We start from the raw sequence: 21,131 nt of genomic DNA, 5'->3' as shown, positions 1-21,131 counted from the left end.
GTGGCGCAGGAGCCGGGCGCGGCGTCGTCTCCACCGGCGGCGCCCTACGACCGGCGGATCGACCCCCTCACCGGGGAGGCCGCGGTGATCGTGGCGAAGCGCCAGGCCCGACCGAACCTCGGCGAGGGCATGCACACGGCGTCGACGGTCGCCTGCCCGTTCTGCCCCGGGGGCGTCGAGGCCCCCGAGGACTACGACGTCAAGGCCTTCACCAACCGGTGGCCCTCCATCTCCGACGGCCGCTGCGAGGTGGTGCTCTACACCTCTGACCACGACGCCAGCTTCGCCTCCCTCGGGGTCGACGGCGCCCGCAAGGTCGTCGACCTCTGGGCCGAGCGCACCGCCGCCCTCGGCGGGCGCGACGACGTCGCCTACGTCCTCGTGTTCGAGAACCGGGGCCCCGAGGTGGGCGCCACCATCCCCCACCCCCACGGCCAGATCTACGCCTTCCCCGAGGTGCCGCCGGCGCCCCGCCGCGAGCTGGACGAGGCGGCGTGCGCGCTGTGCGGGGTCGACCCCGGCCCCCGCCTGGTTCACGCCGTCGGCGGATGGCGGGCCTGGGTGCCCGACGCCGCCACGTGGCCCTACGCCCTCCTCGTGGCGCCGGACGCGCACGAGCCCGACCTGCCCGGCCTGGGCGACGCCGGCCGAACCGGCCTCGCCGAGGTGCTGGTGGACGCCCTCGGGCGCCTCGACGCACTCTTCGACGCGCCGATGCCGTACATGCTGTGGTTCCACCAGCGCCCCACCGACGGCGGCGCGTGGCCCACGGCCCACCTGCACGTCCACGTCGCCCCGCTCTACCGCTCCCCCGGCACGCAGCGCTACGTCGCCGCCGGCGAGTTGGGCAGCGGCATGTTCTTCAACCCGGTCGATCCGGACGATGCCGCCGCGGCGCTCCGGGACGCCGGCGGCGACCGGCAGTAGCGTCGCGGGCGTGCGCTCGATCGAGGTTCCACCGGCCGGCGGGCAGGTCCGCCAGAGGTCGGGATCGTGACCATCGAGGCCTACGCCCCGGGTCGGGTCAACCTCATCGGGGAGCACACGGACTACACGGGGGGCCTGGTGCTGCCCATGGCCGTGCAGATGGGCATCACCATCACCGGTGAGCCCGTCGGGGCCCGGGTCGTGCTGGAGTCCGACCTCGACGACGAGCCCGCGATCGTCGAGCTCGACGTCGGCGACCCCGCCGGCGTGGACCCGGCGTGGGCCCGGTACGTCGCCGGCGTGGTGGCCGAGGCCCGTCCCGAGCACGGCTTCATCGGCCAGGTGCGCTCGACGCTGCCCATGGGCATGGGCCTGTCGTCCAGCGCGGCGCTCGAGGTCGCGGTCGCGTTGGCCCTCGGCGTCCGCGGCACCGCACCCGAGGTGGCCACCCTCTGCCAGCGGGCCGAGCAGCGCGCCTCCGGCGTCCCGTGTGGGGTGATGGACCAGCTCACGTCCCTGGCCGGCGTGGAGGGCCACGCCGCCCTCATCGACTGCACCAACCTCACGGTCACCCCGGTCGAGCTGCCCGAGCGGGCCGAGATCGTCGTCATCGACTCGGGCGAGCCCCGCACGCTGGCCGGGTCGGGGTACGCCGAGCGCCGGGCCCAGTGCGAGGCGGCGCAGGCCGTCATCGGCCCGCTGGCTCAGGCGTCGCTCGACGACCTCGACGCGTTGGACGACCCGCTCCTGCGTCGCCGGGCCCGTCACGTCATCACCGAGAACGGCCGCGTGCTGGCCTTCGTCCGCGCCCTCGGCGCCGGCGACCTGGACGAGGCCGGCGGGCTGATGGCGGCCAGCCACGAGAGCCTCCGCGACGACTTCGAGGTTTCCACCCCTGGCCTCGACGAGGCCGTGGCCGGCCTGCTGGGACGCAAGGGCGTGTACGGCGCCCGCCTCACCGGCGGTGGGTTCGGGGGCTCGATCGTGGCGCTGGCCGCGCCCGGGGCCGTGCGCCACGGCACGGTGGTGCAGCCGTCCGGCGGCGCCCGCGTCCGCACCCTGCGCTGAAGCGCCGGCGGCGGCGCCCCACCACCTAGAGCAGCTTGGCCTTCTGGGCCTCGTACTCGGCGTCGCTCAGGGCGCCGTCGCGGTGGAGCTGGTGCAGCTTCTCGAGCTGCTCGGCGACGCTCAGGCCCCCCGCTCCCCCTCGGGCGGCGTGCCCGATGGCCTCGTGGTCCTTGCGCTCGTCCTCTTCCATCTGGCGGTAGATCTCGCCCTGGACCACCGACGGCTTGCGGATGTGCGTGAACGAGTCCTTGCCGGACTCGCCGGCCGACTCCATGGCCACCGTGCCGCACCCGATCATGCGCTCGAACACCGTCTGGTCGAAGAACACGGTGTTGATCTTGTCGAGAGGGATCTCCTTGCCGTTCTTGCCGATCACGCCGTACCGGTAGATCACCCGCTTGTTGGTCAGGACGAACTCGGTGGTGGCCCACTTGGCCAGACGCAGGAGGAACCACACGAGCGCGACGAGGATGGCGACGCCCAGGATGATGTTCAGGGTGCTGGCGCCGGCGCCTTCCCAGCCCTGCGCGAGCACCACGATGCCGACGACGATGGCCGCCACTGACAGCAACGCCCGCGGGGTCAGGAACCACCAGTGGGGGCGCAGGTCGAGTACGACCTCCTCACCCGGGATCAACAGGTTCTTGGGGTACGCCATGGCGGGAGACTAGACCCCTCGGCGGCGGCGTCACCGGCTTCCGACGAACCGTGCCCGGTCAGCCGTAGCCGAGCTCGTGGAGGCGGTGGTCGGAGATGCCGAAGTGGTGGCCGACCTCGTGGACGACGGTGATGCGCACCTGCTCGACCACCTCCTGCTCGGTGCGGCACATCGCGCAGATGGGCTCGCGGTAGATGGTGATGCGGTCGGGCATGACCATCCCGCCGTAGCCGGCGTCCCGTTCGGTGAGCGGGATGCCCTGGTACAGGCCCAGGAGCCCGCGCTTGCGCGACCGGTCCTCGACGAACACCGCCACGTTGTCCATCAGGTCGGCCAGCTCGTCGGGGATGCCGTCGAGGGCATCGCCCACCAGCTCTTCGAAGCGCTCCGGGCTCACCGCCACCATGGACCGGGACGGTACCGGCCCCGGGTCAGTCCCCGTACGTCGTGCCCCGAAGGTCGACGGTCTCGCCCGTGAGCAGGTCCACCGAGACGCGCACGTCGGCGTCAAGGGCCTGCGCCCACGCCAGGCACCGATCGAGGGCCAACCCCTCACCGTCGACCCCCGGTCCGTCCAACCAGTAGGTGAGGACCGGTGACTCGTGCTCGAGGTGGGCGGCGAAGCACGCGCCGGCCAGTGCGTCCTCGACCCGAGCCACCGGTGCCGTGGTGGACACCGTCACCGTCCCGCCGCGGTGGGCCACCGCCGGGCCCGACCAGGGAGCCGGCGCCCCGTCGTCGCCGGGCCCGACCGCCACCACCTCGAGCGCGGTGAGGCGGCGCCGCAGCCCGTCGGGGCGGCGGTACTCGTGGACCACGTCGATGCTGCGGTCGTAGACGATCGAGAGGTCCGAGCCCGAGATGCGCACGCAGCCCAGGGGCAGCTCCTCGTCCGTGGTGGCCGGGTCGGCGAAGGCGGCGCTGAGGTACTCGGAGCCCGAGTGCAACAGCTCGGCGAGCAGCGGCGGCAGGAGCGCGAAGGTGTCGAGCGGGCCGGGTGGTACCCGACCGACGAACGCCGACGATGCGTCGGCGAGGGACCAGACGGTGGTGCCGTCGCACCGGGACTCCGTGCCCGTGGCCGGGTCGCGCACCACGAAGCGCCCGTCGGGGTCGGCCAGGACGTCGAGGCGCCGGCCCGTGGACCCGGGCCCCGACTCGTCGTAGATGGCGCGGAGCGCCTGCCCCTCGGGCAACTGCATGCCCCATGGTGGCACCCCCGGCTCCGCTGTCGGACCCGGTCGGTAGGGTGCACCGGTGGACGCCGACGGGCTGCTCGAGGGGCTGAACGCCGACCAGCGCGCCGCCGTCACCACCGATGCCGCCCCTCTCTGCATCCTCGCCGGTGCCGGCTCGGGCAAGACCCGGGTGCTCACCCGCCGCATCGCCCACCGGGTGGCCACGGGCACGGCCGAGCCCCACCGGGTGCTGGCCCTCACCTTCACCCGCAAGGCCGCGGGCGAACTCCGTGCCCGACTCGGCAGCTTGGGCCTGCGCGACGGCGTCGCCGCCGGCACCTTCCACGGGATCGCGCTCGCTCAGCTCCGCACCCGTTGGCTCGAGCGCGGCGAGCCCGAGCCCACCCTGCTCGACCGGAAGTTCGCCCTCGTCGCCCGCAACATCCCCCGCCGCTCGGGTCAGCGCGAGGTCAACCCACTCGACGCCATCGGCGAGATCGAATGGGCCAAGGCCCGCCGCATCGCCCCCCAGGACTACGCCGACGAGGCCCTGCACCACAACCGGCGACCCCCGCTGCCGGGTCGGGAGATGGCCACCGTCTACGAGCGCTACGAGCAGGACAAGGCGAAGCGGGGCCTGGTGGACTTCGACGACCTGCTCGTCCTCTGCGAGCGTGCCCTGAGCAGCGACGCGCAGTTCGCGGCCACGCAGCGGTGGCGCTTCCGTCACCTGTTCGTGGACGAGTTCCAGGACGTCAACCCGCTCCAGTTCGCGCTCCTGCGGGCCTGGCTCGGCGACCGAACCGACCTCTGCGTGGTGGGCGACCCCCGCCAGGCCATCTACGCCTGGAACGGCGCCGACGCCGGCTACCTCAACCAGTTCGCCCGCCACTTCCCGGGAGCCGAGGTCCACGAGCTCCGGGACAACTACCGGTCCACGCCGCAGATCCTGGCGGTGGCCAACGCCGTGATCGCCGAGCGCGAGGTCGGGGCACCCCTGCGCCCGAACCGGCCCCCGGGCGAGCCGCCCGCGATCGTCGAGTACGCCGACGACGCCAACGAGGCCCGGGGCATCGCACGGTCCGTCCGCGACACCCACGGCCCGGGGCGCCCGTGGTCGGACCAGGCCGTCCTCTCCCGCACCAACGCCCAGGCCGCGCTCATCGCCGACGCCCTCGGTCGGGTGGGCATCCCCCACCGGGTGCGCGGCGGCGCCACCCTCACGGCCCAGCCCGAGGTGAAGGAGGCGCTGCGGCGCCTACGCGGGTCGCGCGCGCCCTTCCCGGTGGCCCTGGCCGACCTCGAGGCCGACGTGTCCGGCCGCTTCGCCGAGGAGACCGACGGGGGCGACGCCCTCCCGACGGACGAGGGCGACGAGCGAGAGGTGCCGCAGGAAACCGAGCAACAGGAGCAGCGCCGGGCGAACCTCGCCGCCCTCGTGCAGTTGGGCAACGACTACGTCGGCCTGGACCCGTCGGCCAGCGCCGCCGGCTTCGTCCAGTGGCTCAACGCCGCGGCCCGCTCCGAGGACGCCGGCGGCGGCAGCGACGCCGTCGAGGTGGCCACCTTCCACGCCGCCAAGGGCCTGGAATGGCCCATCGTCCACGTGGCGGGCGTCGAGGCCGGCCTCGTCCCCATCGGCCACGCCAAGACCCCCGACGCCGAGGCCGAGGAGCGTCGCCTGTTCTACGTGGCCCTCACCCGGGCCGAGCGCGTCCTGCGCCTGTCGTGGGCCGCCGAGCGCACCTTCGGCTCACGCCGCTCGCGACGCCAGCCCTCCCCGTACCTGCTCGAGGTGCGGTCGGTGCTCGACGCCCTGGCCGGCGGGCGCGAGCCCGTCGACAGCCTCACCGAGGTGCGCAAGGAGCGTCAGCTCCTGGCCGCGCAGCAGGGCACCGGTCGGCGCGCCCGAGGGGCCAAGAGCCCCGCCACCCTGAGCGCCGGCGACGCCAAGGTCTTCGACGCCCTCAAGGCCTGGCGCCTCGAGCAGGCCCGCGCCGCCAGCGTGCCGGCGTACGTGGTGTTCCCCGACCGGACGCTGGAAGCGATGGCCGTGGCCCGCCCCCGCGACATCGCCGGTCTGCTCTCGCTGCCCGGCGTGGGCCAGGTCAAGGCCACCCGCTACGGCGAGACCCTCCTCGCCGTCGTGGCGGAGCACGCCGACGCCTGAGGACGTCGCGCTGGGCTCAGCCCGCGGGCTGGTCGCGTTCGTCGATGAGGGCCTTGAAGCGGTCGAAGTTGATGGTCACGAAGATGCCCTCGGCCTCGGCGGTCAGGGTGTCGCCGGCGTAGACGCGGCCGGTGGCGAAGACCTTCCGGCCCTGCACCTCCACCAGCTCGCCCTCGAAGCGGAGCTCTCGGTGCAGCGGCGTGGGCTTGCGATAGCGGATGGTGAGGGTGCCGGTCATGGCGGGCAGGCCGCTCATGGACTGGGCGGCGCCGAGGATCTCGTCGAACGCGGCCGCCACGAAGCCGCCGTGCACGCACCCGGGCGGCCCCTCGTAGGCGCTGCCGAAGGTGGCCTTGCCCACCACCATGTCACCCTCGATGGAGACCTCGATCGGGGACGCCAGCGGGTTGGCCTTGCCGATCAGTGGGCTGTGGTCGAAGAAGCCCATCGACGGGTTGGCCCCCGAGTTCGCCGCCTCGGCGAAGCCCTCGTAGATGCTGCCGTGGGGGAACTCGTCGAGATCGGCGGCGATGCGCTCGACCGCGTCGGCCGCGGCCGACAGGGCCTCCTCGGGCGCGCCCGTGGACATCAGGTGCTCGATGACGAGCCGGGTGGCGTCGGCCAGGCGGCGCATCTCCAGGTGGCGCGGGGTGAGGTTGTGCTCGACGCCGTCGTCCCAGGCGTCGGTCAGGCGCCGGCGGGCCTCCTCGGGCGTGACCGTGTCGTGGACGGAGGTCTTCGGCGGCGGGGAGGACGCAGGGGGCGGCTGGTCGGTCATGTGAGCACCTCGAAGTCCGCGAGCAGCGGGGCGTGATCGGACGGAGACTGGCCCTTGCGGGCGTTGCGGTCGATGAGCACGGCCCCCAGGCCGTCGACCAGAGGGCGGGTGGCCAGGATGAGGTCGATGCGCATGCCGATCCCCTTGTGGAAGTTCCCCGCCCGGTAGTCCCACCACGAGTACAGCCCGCCGGCGTCGTAGCGCTCGCGGAACACGTCGACCAGGCCCCAGTCGCACAGCTCGGCGAGGGCATCGCGTTCGGGCGCGCTGACGTGGGTGGCGCCGTGCACCGCGCTGGCGTCCCACACGTCACGGTCGTCGGGGGCGATGTTGAAGTCGCCGCACAGGACCCGGTTGCCGGACGCACCGGCGGCGCCGTCACGGTCGAGGAACCGGAGGAGCTCGGCCAGCCACGCCAGCTTGTAGTGGTAGTGGTCGTGGCCGACCTCGCGCCCGTTGGGCACGTAGACGCTCGACACCCGCACACCCCCGCACGTGGCGGTGAGGATGCGGGCCTCGCGCTCGAGCTCGGGGTCGTCGCCGCCGAAGCCGTAGGCGACGTCGTCGAGGCCGACCTTGGAGAGGATGGCGACGCCGTTCCAGCGCCCCTCGCCGTGGTGGGCCGCCTCGTAGCCGAGGGCCTGGAAGGTCAACGCCGGGAAGGCGGGATCGGCCAGCTTCGTCTCCTGGAGGCAGATGACGTCGGGCCCCACCTGGGCCAGCCACTCCTCCACCCGGGGCAGGCGCGCCTTCAGCGAGTTCACGTTCCAGGTGACGATGCGCACGATGGGGAAGGTACCCCCTGTGCCCGACCACCGAACCACCCCCGACCCACCCGGCCCCGCGACCCGACCTGACCCCGGAGCCAGGTTGCAGGGCACCGTTAGGATCCCAATCGTGGCTGACGAACCCGCGACACCGACGGTGGGCCCGAACGAGTGGCTCGTCGACGAGATGTACGACCAGTACCGCGAAGACCCCAATTCGGTGAGCGCGAGCTGGCGGGAGTTCTTCGCGGACTACCGGCCCGAGGCGCCTGTGCAGACGGCGGCGGCGACCGCCGCACCACCCGCACCCACCGCCGACGCCTCGGCTCCGACCCCAGCCGGCAACGGACAGCAGGCCGCGAGCGCAACGGCCCCTCCGGCCACCGCCGCCGCCTCCGCTCCCTCGCCCTCCGCCCCTCCCGCCAAGGCACCGGCCGCTCCTGTCGAGGCGCCGGCGACCGCCTCCGACGCCCCCGAGGCGCAGCCCATCCGGGGCGCCGCCGCCCGCATCGTGGCCAACATGGAGGCCAGCCTCACCGTCCCCACGGCCACCAGCTTCCGTGAGGTGCCCGCCCGCCTGCTCGAGGTGAACCGCCAGGTCATCAACGGCTACCTGGGTCGCACCCGGGGTGGCAAGGTCTCGTTCACCCACCTCATCGGCTACGCCATCGTCCGTGCCGTCGCCGACACGATGCCGGTCATGAACTCGACCTACGTCGAGTCCGACGACGGCAAGCCCCAGGTCCTGCGTCACGAGCACGTCGGCCTGGGCCTCGCGGTCGACGTCGAGAAGTCCGACGGCTCGCGCACCCTCCTCGTGCCCTGCATCCGAGACGCCGACACCATGGACTTCAAGGAGTTCCACGGCGCCTACGAGGAGCTCATCCGCAAGGTCCGCACCAACAAGCTCACCCCGGACGACTTCGCCGGCGTCACCGTCACCCTCACCAACCCCGGCACCATCGGTACCAAGCAGTCGGTCCCCCGCCTCATGCCGGGCCAGGGGCTCATCGTGGGCGTCGGCAGCATCGAGTACCCCACCGCCTACCAGGCCGCGGACCCCCAGACCCTGGCCGACCTCGGCGTCTCCAAGGTCACCACCGTCACTTCGACCTACGACCACCGCATCATCCAAGGTGCCGAGTCCGGCATGTTCCTCAAGGCCGTCAGCGGTCTGCTCCTCGGCGAGGAGGACTTCTACGTCGACGTCTTCCGCTCGATGGGCGTCCCCTACGAGGCCGTCCAGTGGCGCCGGGACTTCAACCCGCGCGACCGCGAGCAGGCGCTCCTCGAGAAGCAGATGCAGGTCAACGCGATCATCAACGCCCACCGGGTGCGGGGCCATCTGATCGCCGATCTCGATCCGCTGGCGTGGAAAGAGCCCCACATGCACCCCGAGCTCGACCCCGCCACCTACGGGCTCACCATCTGGGACCTCGACCGGGAGTTCCTCACCCAGGGCCTCGGCGGCACGCAGTCGCTGCCCCTCGGTGACATCCTCCACGTGCTCCGCGACGCCTACTGCCGCACCGTGGGCATCGAGTACATGCACATCCAGGAGCCCGAGGAGAAGCACTGGATCCAAGAGCAGGTCGAAGGGGTCAGCCCCCACCTCCCCACCGACGACCAGCGCCACATCCTCGAGAAGCTCAACGGTGCCGAGGCCTTCGAGCGCTTCCTGGGCCAGAAGTACATCGGCCAGAAGCGCTTCGGCATCGAAGGCGGCGAGAGCGTGATCCCCCTCGTCGACGCCATCCTCGAGGCTGCGGCCGACGAGGACCTCGACGGCGCAGTCATGGGCATGGCCCACCGCGGCCGGCTCAACGTGCTCGCCAACATCGTGGGCAAGAGCTACGACCAGATCTTCAAGGAGTTCGAGGGCAACGTCGACCCCGAGACCATCCAGGGCTCTGGGGACGTGAAGTACCACCTCGGCCAGTCCGGCAAGTTCGTCAGCCGCACCGGCAAGTTGCTGCCCATCGAGCTCGCGGCCAATCCGTCGCATCTCGAGACGGTCGGTCCCATCGTCGAGGGCATGACCCGGGCCCGCCAGGACATCATCGACCAGCCCGAGACCTTCTCGGTGCTGCCGCTCCTGCTCCACGGTGACGCCGCCTTCGCCGGTCAGGGCGTCGTGGCCGAGACCCTCAACTGCTCGCAGATCAAGGGCTACCGGGTCGGCGGCACCATCCACGTCATCATCAACAACCAGCTGGGGTTCACCACCTCTCCCGAGGCGGCACGCTCTTCCGAGTACTGCACCGACATCGCCAAGATGGTGCAGGCCCCCATCTTCCACGTGAACGGCGACGATCCCGAGGCCTGCGTGCGCGTCGCCCGCCTCGCGTTCGCCTACCGCCAGCGCTTCCACAAGGACGTGGTCGTGGACATGATCTGCTACCGGCGTCACGGCCACAACGAGGGTGACGACCCGAGCTACACCCAACCGCTGATGTACAAGCGCATCGAGGCGCGGCGCTCCGTCCGCAAGCTCTACACCGAGTCGCTCGTCAAGCGCGGCGACATCACCCTCGAGGAGTGCGAGCGCGCCCTCGACGACTTCCAGACGAAGCTCCAGCAGGCGCTCGACCACACCCGCGAGTCGGCCCCGCCCGAGAACGCGGTGGCCAAGGCGCCGCCGCCGCCCGCCGGCGTGCTGCCCCACGTCGACACCGCCGTCCCGCGCGAGGTGGTCGACCGGATCATGGCTGCGCTCGTCGAGGCCCCCGAGAGCTTCCACATCCACCCCAAGCTGGCCAAGCAGTTCGAGACCAGGTACCAGATGTTCCTCGACGGCGAGGTGGACTGGGGCTTCGGTGAGGCCATCGCCCTGGGCTCGCTCCTGCTCGAGGGCACCCCGGTGCGGATCGCCGGCCAGGACAGCCGGCGTGGCACGTTCTCGCACCGCCACTCCACCCTCGTGGACTACGAGACCGGCGCCGAGTACGCCCCGCTCGCCCACCTCGGCGCCGAGCAGGGCAAGTTCTTCATCTACGACTCGCTGCTGTCCGAGTACGCCGCCCTCGGATTCGAGTACGGGTACTCCGTCACGCACAAGGACGCCCTCGTGTGCTGGGAGGCGCAGTTCGGCGACTTCGTCAACGGCGCCCAGATCGTCATCGACCAGTACCTGGTGGCCGCCGAGGACAAGTGGGGTCAGACCTCGGGCCTCGTCATGCTGCTCCCGCACGGCTACGAGGGCCAGGGCCCCGAGCACTCGTCGGCGCGCATCGAGCGCTTCCTCACGCTCTGCGCCGAGGACAACATCCAGGTGTGCAACGCGTCCACGGCGGCGCAGTACTTCCACCTGCTGCGCCGCCAGATGCACCGGGGCGTGCGCAAGCCGCTGGTGGTGTTCACGCCGAAGTCCCTGTTGCGGGCCCGCTCGGCACGGTCGTCGGTCGACGAGCTCACGTCGGGCACCTTCCAGGAGGTCATCGACGACGTGGGCGTGGCCGACCCGGCGGCGGTCACACGGGTCGTGTTCGCCAGCGGCAAGGTGTCCCAGGACGCCCTGGCCAAGCGCGACGAGATGGGTACCCCCGTGGCCGTCGCCCGGGTCGAGCAGCTCTACCCGTGGCCGTACGAGCAGGTGGCGGCGACGCTCGAGCACTACCCGAACGCCCGTGAGCTCGTGTGGCTCCAGGAGGAGCCCGAGAACATGGGCCCCTGGAACTTCGTGAAGGGCCGCCTGTACGAGGCCCACGAGGACACCCACGAGATCCGCCGCATCAGCCGCACCGAGTCGGGCAGCCCGGCCACCGGCAGCCACGCCGTCCACGGCCAGGAGCAGGCCGCCCTCCTCGAGGCCGCCCTCTCGATCTAGCAACCCACTCGGGTCGGCACCCCAGGTCTCGACCGGGCGGCGTCGGCGGCCAGGAACAGGCCCCGGTCTCCGTAGTGCTACGGATGCGCGCTGCAGGCGGTTCCCGGAGGATGGCGCCATGCACCTCCGTCGTGCCGCTTCGGCCCTCGTCCTCCTGACCGCCCCGCTCGGCGTCGTCGTCGCCTCCGTCCCGCCTGCCGCGGCGGCGACGGTGCCGGCGCCCATCACGACCTTCGCCGACCCCGGGGCGACCATCGAGGACGTGTACTCGATCACGCCCGGGCCGGACGGCAACCTCTGGTTCACCGACCCCGACACCGACCGCATCGGGCGCATCACCCCCGCCGGCGTCATCACCTCGTTCGCCGACCCCAACGGCAGCTCGTCCACGAACGAACCGGCCGACATCGTGGCCGGGCCCGACGGCAACCTCTGGTTCACCAACCCGGGCAACAACCGCATCGGACGCATCACCACGGCCGGCGTGATCACCACCTTCGCCGACCCGGCGGGCACGGCCTCGACGAGCATCCCCGACGGCATCGCCGCCGGTCCCGACGGCAACATCTGGTACGTGAACCAGGGCAACAACCGCATCGGCCGCCTCGACCCGGACGCCCCCAACGTGGCGGCAACCATCACCACCTTCGCCGACCCCGGGGGCACGGCGTCGACGAACGGTCCCTTCCGCATCACCGCTGGTCCCGACGGCAACCTCTGGTACACGAACTCGGTCAGCGACCGGATCGGGCGCATCACCCCCGCTGGCGTCATCACCACCTTCGCCGACCCCGGCGGCCCTTCGTCGAGCGACGGCCCCTACGAGATCGTGACCGGGCCCGACGGGAACCTCTGGTACACCAACCAGTTCAACCATCGAATCGGCCGCCTCGACCCCGACGCCGCTGACATCGCCGCCTCGATCACCACCTTCGGGGACGCGGACTTCGAGATCGGCAGTCCGTCGGGCCTGACCTCGGGCCCTGACGGCAACCTCTGGTTCACCTCCTACGCCTCCAACATGATCGTGCGGGTCACCCCGACCGGAGCGATGACGAAGTTCGTCGACCCTGCCGGCGTGTCGTCTACGAGCCAGCCGCTGGACATCACCGTCGGTCCCGACGGCAACCTCTGGTACACGAGCAGCGGCACGACACGCCTCGGGCGGCTCCTGCTCGACCCGTCCAGCACCACCTGCGACGGTGAGCCCGCCACCGTGCTCGTCGGCGTGGCCGGCACGCCGACCGGCGGGGCCGACGTGATCGTGGGGACCGGCGCGGCCGACACCATCGACGGCCTCGGGGGCGGCGACGTCATCTGTGGCCTCGGCGGCGGCGACACCATCACCGGCTACATCGGCAAGGACGAGATCGAAGGCGGTGACGGCGACGACACCATCAACGCCGGCGACGGCTCCGACACGGTCCGCAGCGGCCGAGGCGACGACACCGTCACCGGCGGCAACGGCCTCGACTTGGTCAACGCCGGCGGCGGTGACGACACCGTCAACACCGGCAAGGGCGCCGATGCGGTGCTCGGCGGCAACGGCGACGACCAGCTCAGCGGCGGCAGCGGCAACGACGGCATCCAGGGCGGCGCCGGCAACGACCGCATGGTCGGCGGCACCAACCGGGACAGCTGCGCCGGCCAGACCGGCACGGACATCGCCCAGAGCTGCGAGGTCGTCACCGGCGTCCCCTGATCCACGCCCCGCCGCCGGCCACCGTGTGAGCGGTGGTGGCCGGCGGCGGAGGGCGGCGGCGCGGCCGCGCCCAGGAAGCGGTCGGCGATGGGCGCCCGGCGATCCGTCCGCCGGTGCACCGCCGCTAGCCCATGTCGGTGAGGTCGTACTCGGCGAGGTAGTACGGGTGGGCCGGGTCGAAGGTGGTCAGCGGGACCGGATCGGACACCTCGCCGACCGGACGGCGCCCGCCGCCGATGCGACCAGTGGCGCGATCACCGAGCTCGGCCCGTGCCCGTTCGGCATGGCGCAGGAGGTCGGCCACCACCTCCGGGTGCGACGGAGCGACGTCGCTGGTCTCGCCAGGGTCGTCCACCAGGTCGTAGAGCTCCTCGACCGCGGCCCCCTCGCGGGACACGTGCAACTTCCACCGGCCCGCCCGGACGGCATGGAGCTGGTCGCCGACGTAGTACCAGAAGGCCTCGTGGGGGGAGGTGGCGCCGGCGTCGCCGAGGAGGATCGGGGAGATGTCCCGGCCGTCGATGGTCCGGTCGCCCGGCACCTCGCCGCCGCACAGCGTCGCCAGTGTGGGCAGGAGGTCCATGGCCGTGGTCAGGTCCGAGCGGACCTCCCCGGCCGGCACCTGCCCGGGCCAGCGCACGATGCACGGGACCCGCAGTCCGCCTTCCCAGGCGGTGGCCTTCTCGCCCCGAAGGGGCAGGTTGCTGCCGCCCTCGTCGCGCGCCCGCGAGCCGTTGTCGCTCGTGAAGATGACGATGGTGTCGTCGTCGAGGCCGAGCGAGCGCAGCTCGGCGAGCAGCACGCCGGCCGCCCAGTCGATGGACGCCACCGCGGCCCCGTAGCGGCCGTTGCGGGAGGCGACCGCGAAGCGCTCCTGCACGTAGATGGGCAGGTGCACGTAGATGTGGGCGAGGTACAAGAAGAAGGGCCGGTCCCGATTGGCCCGCAGGAAGCGGATGCTCTCGTCCACGTAGCGCGCCGTCAGCGACGTCTGGTCGGGCTGCTGCTCGAGCACCTCGTCGTCGAGCAGCAGCGGGAGCGGAGGCATCTCGTCCACGAAGGGGATCCCGAGCTTCGCCATGAGCGCGGGGAGGGAGAAGTCGTTCTCGGTGCGCTGGCGGCCCATGTCGTTCGAATACGGCAGGCCGAAGTAGCCGTCGAAGCCGCGCCGGGTGGGCAGGAAGCCGGGTTGGTCGCCGCAGTGCCACTTGCCCACCAGCTTGGTGGCGTAGCCCGCGTCGGACAGGACCTGGGCGAGGGTGACCTCGTCCTCGTGGAGGCCGAAGCGCTGCCCGGGAAACAGCACGGGGAGCCCGTCGAACTGGTCGAAGCCGATCCGGGGCGGGTAGCAGCCGGTGAGCATCGCCGCCCGTGACGGCGAGCACACGGGTGACGCCATGTAGAAGTCGGTGAGGCGGAGGCCCTCCTCGGCCATCCGGTCGAGGACCGGGGTGTCGTTGCGGGTCGAGCCGTAGCAGCCCAGGTCGCCGTAGCCGAGGTCGTCGCAGTTGATGAGCACGACGTTCGGCCGCCGGCGGGGCGACGACCCGTCGGCGGTCATGCCAGGAAGTCGCGGGCGACGGCGTCCCAGAGCTCGGTGGACAGGCGCAGTGAGTCCTGGTCGACACGCTCGTCGTTGCCGTGGAACATGTCGCCGAAGTCCTCGATCGTGAGCTTCTCGCTGAACAGGCCGAAGCCGTAGGCGGGGACGCCGCGGCGGCGGAAGAAGCGGCCGTCGGTGGCGCCCACGGTGAGGAAGGGCACCAGCTTCGACTCGCCGTACCAGCGGGGGGTGAGGCGGGCGAGGCTGTCCCAGAGCGGCGTGTCCACCGGCGACGAGCTGGACGGATCGTCGCTGTCCACCGTGATGGTGACCCGGTCGGCGAGGTCGCCGAGGGCGTCGGCGAGGATGGCGTCGATGTCGGCCGCGGTCTGCCCGGGCAGGGTGCGGATGTCGACCTGGAGGACGACCTCGTCGGGGATGACGTTGATCTTGGTCCCGCCGTGCACGACCGTCGGCGCCATCGTCGTGTGGGTGCAGGCGTGGAACTGGCGGGCCATGCCCACCGGGAGGAAGTCGAGGGCGCCCATGAGCTGCTCGGGGTCGAGCAGGGGCGCCACGAGCTCCTCGGGGTACTCCATGCCCTCGAGGAAGGCCCGCCAGATGTCGTGGATCTGCGTGGCGGGCTGGTGCTCGGCGATGCGGCGAACGACCTCGGCCGCGGTGACCAACGCGTTGTCGGTCTTGAAGGGCTGTGAGCCGTGCCCCGGGGTGCCGCTGATCTTGAGGTGCACGCCGTGCAGGCCCTTCTCCCCCACGATCACCGGCAGCTTGAGGCCGGTGGGCGACGGGATGGGGATACCGCCCGACTCGGTGATGACGTAGTCGGCCTGGACGGCGTCGAGCTCGTGCTCGACCAGATGGCCGGCGCCGTAGGTGGCGTTGGCCTCCTCGTCGGCCACGGCCAGGTAGATCAGCGTGCCCTTGGGTCGAAAGCCGTCGCGGGCGAGGTACTTGAACGCGGTGGCCATCGAGGCGGTGAGGTTCAACATGTCGACCGCGCCCCGGCCCCACACCTCGCCGTCCACCAGCTCGCCGCCGAAGGGGTCGCGGCTCCACCCGGAGGGCGTGACGGGCACGACGTCGGTGTGGCCCATGAGCAGCAAGGTGGGCGCCTCGGGGTCGGTGCCCTCGATGCGCCCGACGAGGCTGGTGCGCCCCGGGGCGGCCTCGTAGCGCTCGAGGTCGAGGCCGGGGCCCTCCAGGTACGTGGCGAGCAGGTCGGCGCTGCGCACCTCCTGCCCGGACGCCTCGGTCCCGTCGTTCACGCACGCGTTGCGGATCAGGTTCTGAAGGAGGTCCGTGACCTCCGCGGTGACGGTGTCGGCGGCAGGCAGCACGCCAGCACGTTAGGTGATGTCCGGTTTCGGACCCTCCAGGTGGTTGACTAGGCCTGTCATGGCATCCACGCATGTCGTGGTCGACGGCTCGAACATCGCAACCGAGGGCCGCTCGACCCCCAGCCTCAAACAACTCGACGAAGCGGTGCGGGCCTTCCTCGAGGAGCATCCGCACGACAAGCTGACCGTGGTGGTCGACGCCACGTTCGGCCACCGCATCGACCCCTCGGAGCGTGCGCTCTTCGACGAGGCCATCGCCAACAACGAGATGGTCACGCCGCCGGCGGGCGCCATCGGCCGGGGCGACGCCTTCGTGCTCGAGATCGCCGAGCGGGCCGGCGCCCTCATCTTGTCCAACGACTCCTTCCAGGAGTTCCACGGCACCCATCCCTGGCTGTTCGACGAGGGTCGCCTCATCGGCGGCAAGCCCGTGCCCGACGTGGGATGGGTGTTCGTGTCGCGCAGCCCCGTGCGAGGCGCGACCAGCCAGCGCGCCGTGCGCGACGCCCGCAAGCGCAACAGCCGAGCCGCCGAGCCGGCCGAGGCGCCCGCCGGTCGCGGCCGCAGCTCCTCCCGGTCGTCCTCATCCAGCGCATCGGGCCGAGGACGCTCCTCGAGCGCCGCGGAGACGACGAACGCCACCGAGGACAGCGCCGCCGGCCCCTCGACCGGCTCCCGTCGCAGCCGGGGCGGACGAGGTCGCGGCGGGCGAGGCGGCGACTCAGGCGCCGGGAGCACCACCCAGGAGACCGCGAAATCGCCGGCGAAGCAGACCGCCGCGGGGACCAAGTCGAGTGGCCGTTCCCAGGCGAAAGCCGAGCCGGCGGGCAACGCGCCGGCCAAGCGCGCCAGCGTCAACAAGACGAACGACCCGCTCCCCTTCATCGAGTTCGTGGCCAACTACCCCGTCGGCAGCACGGTCTCGGGCGAAGTCGAGCAGTTCTCGTCCCACGGCGCCTACGTGCTGGCCGGCGGCGCCCGCTGCTACGTGGCCCTCAAGGCCCTCGGTGACCCGCCGCCCCGCAGCGCCCGCGACGTGCTCGAGCGGGGCGAGGTGCGCGACTTCGTCGTCCTGGCCTTCGACACGCCCCGCCGCGGCATCGACCTCATCGTGCCCGGCCTACCCAACACGCCGGCGCCGCCCAGCGCGGAGGAGGCCAGCCCGAAGGCCGCGTCGGCCCGACGGGCGGCCACCCAGAAGGCCACCGAGGGCGCCCCCCGCACCGGCGCGGCACCCCTCAAGAGCCAGCGGGGCGGCGACGGCGTCCAGGACACGGCGCCCGCCACCAAGAAGAAGGGCGGCATCGCCGAGGCCGCCAAGAAGCTCATCGGCCGCAAGAAGTAGGAGCCTGGGGGCTACCCCCGCGACGGAGCGGGTCCTGTCACCGGTCCGGTATCCAGGACCGCCGCCAAAAACCAGAACCGGCGGCGGCTCCTGGACCCTCCGGACCGGCGCCACCCGCTCCGTCGCTACCCCGTTTGTCAGGCGAGAGGCTGCGCCTCTCGCAAAACGGCGCCGGTGGCAATCTCAGGCCGAAGCAGGCGTCAGGTGCGGGAGTCGATAGACAAGAGGGTCATGTCTGCTTCGAGCGCCCAGTTCATCTTCACCATGCGCAAGGTCAGCCGGTTCTACCCGCCCGATCGCGAGGTGCTGAAGGACATCACCCTCGCCTTCTACCCGGGCGCCAAGATCGGCGTCATCGGGCCCAACGGGTCGGGCAAGTCGTCGCTGCTGCGCATCATGGCCGGCCTCGACGAGGACTTCACCGGCGACGCCAAGCTCACCCAGGGCTTCACCGTCGGCATGCTCGAGCAGGAGCCGCACCTCGACGAGAGCAAGGACGTCCAGGGCAACGTCATGGACGGCGTGGGCGAGACCGCCACGCTGCTGGCCCGCTACGACGCCGTGCTGGCCGGCTGGGCCGACCCGGACGCCGACTACGAGAAGCTGGGCGCCGAGCAGGCCGACCTCGAGGCCAAGATCGAGGCCGCCGGCGCCTGGGACCTCCAGCGCACCATCGAGATCGCCATGGACGCCCTGCGCCTGCCCCCCGGCGACGCCGACGTCTCCACGCTCTCCGGCGGCGAGAAGCGCCGCGTCGCGCTCTGCCGCCTGCTGCTCTCCCGGCCGGACCTGCTGCTCCTCGACGAGCCCACCAACCACCTCGACGCCGAGTCGGTGGCGTGGCTCGAGCGCACCCTCCAGGACTACAGCGGCACCGTCGTGGCCATCACCCACGATCGCTACTTCCTCGACAACGTGGCCGGCTGGATCCTCGAGCTGGACCGCGGCCGTGGCCACCCGTTCGAGGGCAACTACAGCTCGTGGCTCGAGCAGCGCCGTGAGCGCCTCGCCCAGGAGGACAAGGCCGACTCGGCCCGGGCCAAGACCCTCGAGCGCGAGCTGGAATGGGTGCGCATGGGGGCCAAGGCTCGCCAGGCCAAGGGCAAGGCCCGCCTCGCCGCCTACGACAAGCTCCTGGCCGAGGCCAAAGCCGCCGACGGCCGGGCCAGCGAGCTCGAGATCTCGATCCCTTCGGGCCAGCGCCTGGGCGACCTGGTCATCCAAGCCGACCACCTGGCCAAAGGCTTCGACGACCACCTGCTCGTCGAGGACCTGTCGTTCTCGCTGCCGCCCGCCGGCATCGTCGGCGTCATCGGCCCCAACGGCGCCGGCAAGACCACGCTGTTCCGCATGATCGTGGCCGCCGCCGAGGGGGACGCCGAAGGCCCCACCGCACCCGACGCCGGCGCCCTCACCATCGGCCCCACCGTCGATCTCGCCTACGTCGACCAGTCCCGCTCCTCCCTCGACCCCGAGGCCACCGTCTACGAGGAGATCACCGGCGGCCTCGACGAGGTCACCGTCGGCGGCCGGGTCGTCAACGGCCGTGCCTATGTGGCGTCGTTCAACTTCAAGGGCTCCGACCAACAGAAGAAGGTCGGCACCCTGTCGGGCGGCGAGCGCAACCGCGTGCACCTCGCCAAGGTGCTGAAGACCGGCGGCAACGTGCTGTTGCTCGACGAGCCCACCAACGATCTCGACGTCGACACCCTGCGGGCCCTCGAAGGGGGCCTCGAGTCGTTCCCCGGCTGCGCGGTGATCATCAGCCACGACCGCTGGTTCCTCGACCGGGTGGCCACCCACGTGCTGGCCTTCGAGGGGGACTCCCAGGTCCGCTGGTTCGAGGGCAACTTCACCGAATACGAGGCCTTCCGCAAGAAGGAGCTCGGCGCCGAGGCCGACCAGCCCCACCGCATCAAGTACAAGCCCCTCGTCCGCGGCTGAGCCCACCGGGCCGGCCCGCATCCGCGAACTCGAGGCAATGGCCCCCGGAATCCAGGGGGCATTGCCTCGAGAACGGCATCCGGAAGCGATGCGGCAGCGCCGATCCGGAGCCGACGGCATCACCCGGATCCTCAGACCAGCCCGAGAACGGCCGACGGGAAGGGCATGGCTCCCAAGACCGCCACCCGGCCTCGGGCAGCGGAGGCCAAGGCCCCCGCCGGCCGAAGCACCCCCCGCTCCTCGCCGGCCAAGACCAGGGCGAAGCGCCGCACGGCCACGCGCTGGACCAGCCGAGCGGTGCTGCGGGCCATCGAGCCAGGCAGCTCCGTCACCTGTCGCGAGTGCGGTGAGCCCGTGAAGTTCCGGGCCAAGGTCCGCCTCCAGCAGGTGATCTGCAACGTGTACGTGAAGGGCGTGTGGGACCGGGTCGAGCACTACCACGCCGAGTGCTACGAGTCCGCCGGCCAGCCCCACGGTGAGGCCGCGGCGCCCGCCCCTACGCCTCCCCGCCGGGCGCCGGCAGCGTCCTGAGGCGCTCGGCCAGGGCCAGCTCCAGGGGTTCGACCAGCTCGAAGCGGTCGTCCACCGGGCCGGTGACGGTCAGCGTGGACACGTAGGGGCCGTCGACGACCATCAGCAGGATCGAGTCGTCCCGGCCGAGCCGGTTCTCGGCCCGCACCAGGTAGGCAGCGGCGTCGGCGCCGAGGTCCGGCAGGGGCACCGGGCCGACGATGCGACGGGTGATCTCGCCCCCGTTGGGGTCGGGCTGGGTCCACGGCTCGGTGCACGTGCGGCCCAGGGCGGCGAAGCGCTGCCCGAGGGCGGTGGCCTGCGGCTCGGGCAGGGCCGTGATGGTCTGCGTGACCGCGTACCGGTCCACCCGGAACTGCGAGAAGCGGCCCCGGTCGGCCCCCACATCGGCGCGGATGTCCTGCCCGCACACCTTGATGCGCTGACCGGGGCCGACGGCCCCGAAGTCGGCTCCCACCAGGATGGGCTCCACGGCCTCGGGGTCGGGGAAGTCCCGCGCTCGCAGGAGCGCCGGGGTGAGGTCGAGGTCGGCCAGCTCCTCGGCGGTGGCGGTGGCCGTGGTGGGCCCGGCAGCGGCCACCGCGGTCCCGGCAGCCGCTCCGGTGCCATCCCCATCGCCGCCGCACGCCGCCGCAGCGGCCAGCAGCACGCTCATCACCACCAGGGCGCCCAGGCGCCGGGTGGTGAAGGGTCCAGGCGGAGCGGGGCGCACGGACAGGTCAGGCCGGCGAACCGGTGCGGTGCAACAGGTCGAGCACGAGCTGCGCCTGCGCGGCGGGGTCGCCGTCGGCGGGGGTCAGCTCGAGATCGGGCGTGACGGGCGCCTCGTAGGGGTCGTCGATGCCGGTGAAGCCGGTGATCTCGCCGGCCCGCGCCTTGGCGTAGAGACCCTTCGGGTCCCGGGCCTCGCACTCCTCGATGGGGGTGTTCACGAAGACCTCGTAGAACGGGACCCCGGCGGCCTCGTGGGCGGCCCGGGAGCGGTCGCGGTCAGCCCGGTAGGGGCTGATGAGCGGCACCAGGGCGACGACGCCGGCATCGGCGAAGAGCCGGGCCACCTCGCCGACGCGACGGACGTTCTCGGACCGGTCGTCGGCGCTGAAGCCGAGGTCGCCGTTGAGGCCGTGCCGAAGGTTGTCGCCGTCCAGCAGGTACGCGGGGGCGCCGGCTTCGAGCAGGCGACGCTCGACGGCCACCGCCACGGTGGACTTGCCGGAACCAGAGAGTCCGGTGAACCAGAGCGTCGCTCCCCGCACCCCGAGCGCGGCCCAGCGATCGGCCCGTGGCAGGTCGGACTGGTGCCACACCACGTTCTCGCTGGCCATGGTCAGACGCT

General features: G+C 72.0%; 17 protein-coding genes. 8 read left to right on the top strand and 9 right to left on the bottom strand.

The features are described from left to right. Together JNK12_09435 and galK are read left to right on the top strand one after the other, a co-directional pair. Positions 1–927, top strand: a complete 927-nt coding sequence (locus JNK12_09435; protein MBL8776143.1) for a hypothetical protein — start codon at positions 1–3, stop codon at positions 925–927. 66 nt (positions 928–993) lie between these two features. Beyond that, the gene (gene galK / locus JNK12_09430; protein MBL8776142.1) at positions 994–1,995 is read left to right on the top strand and encodes a galactokinase; all 1,002 of its coding nucleotides are present in this window, start codon (positions 994–996) and stop codon (positions 1,993–1,995) included. 25 nt (positions 1,996–2,020) lie between these two features. Here the strand turns inward: galK and JNK12_09425 are convergent, their stop codons facing one another. From JNK12_09425 to JNK12_09415, 3 genes are read right to left on the bottom strand one after another with little or no spacing between them, the layout of a single operon-like run. Next, positions 2,021–2,653, bottom strand: coding sequence for a PH domain-containing protein (locus tag JNK12_09425; GenBank protein MBL8776141.1), 633 nt, complete (start codon positions 2,651–2,653; stop codon positions 2,021–2,023). Positions 2,654–2,711: 58 nt separating this feature from the next. Further along, complete coding sequence (locus JNK12_09420) at positions 2,712–3,059, bottom strand: metallopeptidase family protein (protein MBL8776140.1); 348 nt, start codon at positions 3,057–3,059, stop codon at positions 2,712–2,714. A 25-nt stretch (positions 3,060–3,084) separates the two neighbouring features. Continuing rightward, a complete protein-coding gene (locus tag JNK12_09415) occupies positions 3,085–3,855 on the bottom strand; it encodes a hypothetical protein (protein MBL8776139.1) in 771 nt (256 codons plus the stop codon). 55 nt (positions 3,856–3,910) lie between these two features. Between JNK12_09415 and JNK12_09410 the strand changes: the two genes are divergently transcribed. Beyond that, complete coding sequence (locus JNK12_09410; protein ID MBL8776138.1) at positions 3,911–6,001, top strand: ATP-dependent DNA helicase UvrD2; 2,091 nt, start codon at positions 3,911–3,913, stop codon at positions 5,999–6,001. Between the two features lie 16 nt (positions 6,002–6,017). On the opposite strand, the gene JNK12_09405 is transcribed toward JNK12_09410, so the two are convergent. Next, positions 6,018–6,779, bottom strand: coding sequence for a PaaI family thioesterase (locus tag JNK12_09405; GenBank protein ID MBL8776137.1), 762 nt, complete (start codon positions 6,777–6,779; stop codon positions 6,018–6,020). Further along, positions 6,776–7,564 carry an exodeoxyribonuclease III gene (gene xth, locus JNK12_09400; GenBank protein ID MBL8776136.1) on the bottom strand — a complete coding sequence of 263 codons (789 nt, stop codon included), beginning with the start codon at positions 7,562–7,564 and terminating at the stop codon, positions 6,776–6,778. Before xth ends, JNK12_09405 begins: the two co-directional genes overlap by 4 nt. Position 7,565: 1 nt before the next feature. On the opposite strand from xth, the gene JNK12_09395 reads away from it, so the two are divergent. Together JNK12_09395 and JNK12_09390 are read left to right on the top strand one after the other, a co-directional pair. Further along, positions 7,566–11,372: a multifunctional oxoglutarate decarboxylase/oxoglutarate dehydrogenase thiamine pyrophosphate-binding subunit/dihydrolipoyllysine-residue succinyltransferase subunit gene (locus JNK12_09395; GenBank protein ID MBL8776135.1), complete on the top strand. Its 3,807-nt coding sequence runs from the start codon at positions 7,566–7,568 to the stop codon at positions 11,370–11,372. A 118-nt stretch (positions 11,373–11,490) separates the two neighbouring features. After that, complete coding sequence (locus JNK12_09390) at positions 11,491–13,074, top strand: SMP-30/gluconolactonase/LRE family protein (GenBank protein MBL8776134.1); 1,584 nt, start codon at positions 11,491–11,493, stop codon at positions 13,072–13,074. A gap of 124 nt (positions 13,075–13,198) precedes the next feature. Here the strand turns inward: JNK12_09390 and JNK12_09385 are convergent, their stop codons facing one another. Further along, positions 13,199–14,635, bottom strand: coding sequence for a sulfatase (locus JNK12_09385; GenBank protein MBL8776133.1), 1,437 nt, complete (start codon positions 14,633–14,635; stop codon positions 13,199–13,201). Beyond that, positions 14,632–15,972 carry a M20/M25/M40 family metallo-hydrolase gene (locus JNK12_09380; GenBank protein MBL8776132.1) on the bottom strand — a complete coding sequence of 447 codons (1,341 nt, stop codon included), beginning with the start codon at positions 15,970–15,972 and terminating at the stop codon, positions 14,632–14,634. Before JNK12_09380 ends, JNK12_09385 begins: the two co-directional genes overlap by 4 nt. Before the next feature lie 61 nt (positions 15,973–16,033). Between JNK12_09380 and JNK12_09375 the strand changes: the two genes are divergently transcribed. The 3 genes from JNK12_09375 to JNK12_09365 all read left to right on the top strand — a co-directional run bounded on the left by JNK12_09375 (position 16,034) and on the right by JNK12_09365 (position 19,795). After that, positions 16,034–17,320 carry a hypothetical protein gene (locus JNK12_09375; GenBank protein ID MBL8776131.1) on the top strand — a complete coding sequence of 429 codons (1,287 nt, stop codon included), beginning with the start codon at positions 16,034–16,036 and terminating at the stop codon, positions 17,318–17,320. Positions 17,321–17,551: 231 nt separating this feature from the next. Next, positions 17,552–19,264 (top strand): energy-dependent translational throttle protein EttA, encoded by a 1,713-nt coding sequence (gene ettA / locus JNK12_09370; GenBank protein MBL8776130.1) that lies wholly within the window; start codon positions 17,552–17,554, stop codon positions 19,262–19,264. A 165-nt stretch (positions 19,265–19,429) separates the two neighbouring features. Continuing rightward, positions 19,430–19,795, top strand: coding sequence for a hypothetical protein (locus JNK12_09365; GenBank protein MBL8776129.1), 366 nt, complete (start codon positions 19,430–19,432; stop codon positions 19,793–19,795). Here JNK12_09365 and JNK12_09360 read toward each other — a convergent pair. Then, positions 19,761–20,507 (bottom strand): hypothetical protein, encoded by a 747-nt coding sequence (locus JNK12_09360; protein ID MBL8776128.1) that lies wholly within the window; start codon positions 20,505–20,507, stop codon positions 19,761–19,763. The genes JNK12_09365 and JNK12_09360 overlap by 35 nt on opposite strands. A 7-nt stretch (positions 20,508–20,514) precedes the next feature. Further along, positions 20,515–21,120, bottom strand: coding sequence for an adenylyl-sulfate kinase (gene cysC / locus JNK12_09355; protein MBL8776127.1), 606 nt, complete (start codon positions 21,118–21,120; stop codon positions 20,515–20,517). Between the last annotated feature and the right edge of the window lie 11 nt (positions 21,121–21,131).

This window comes from Acidimicrobiales bacterium, from assembly GCA_016794585.1.
GTDB lineage: Bacteria > Actinomycetota > Acidimicrobiia > Acidimicrobiales > DATDAH01 > JAEUJM01.
Note: the sequence above shows the minus strand (reverse complement) of the source record. Positions and strands in the feature narration are given on the sequence as shown.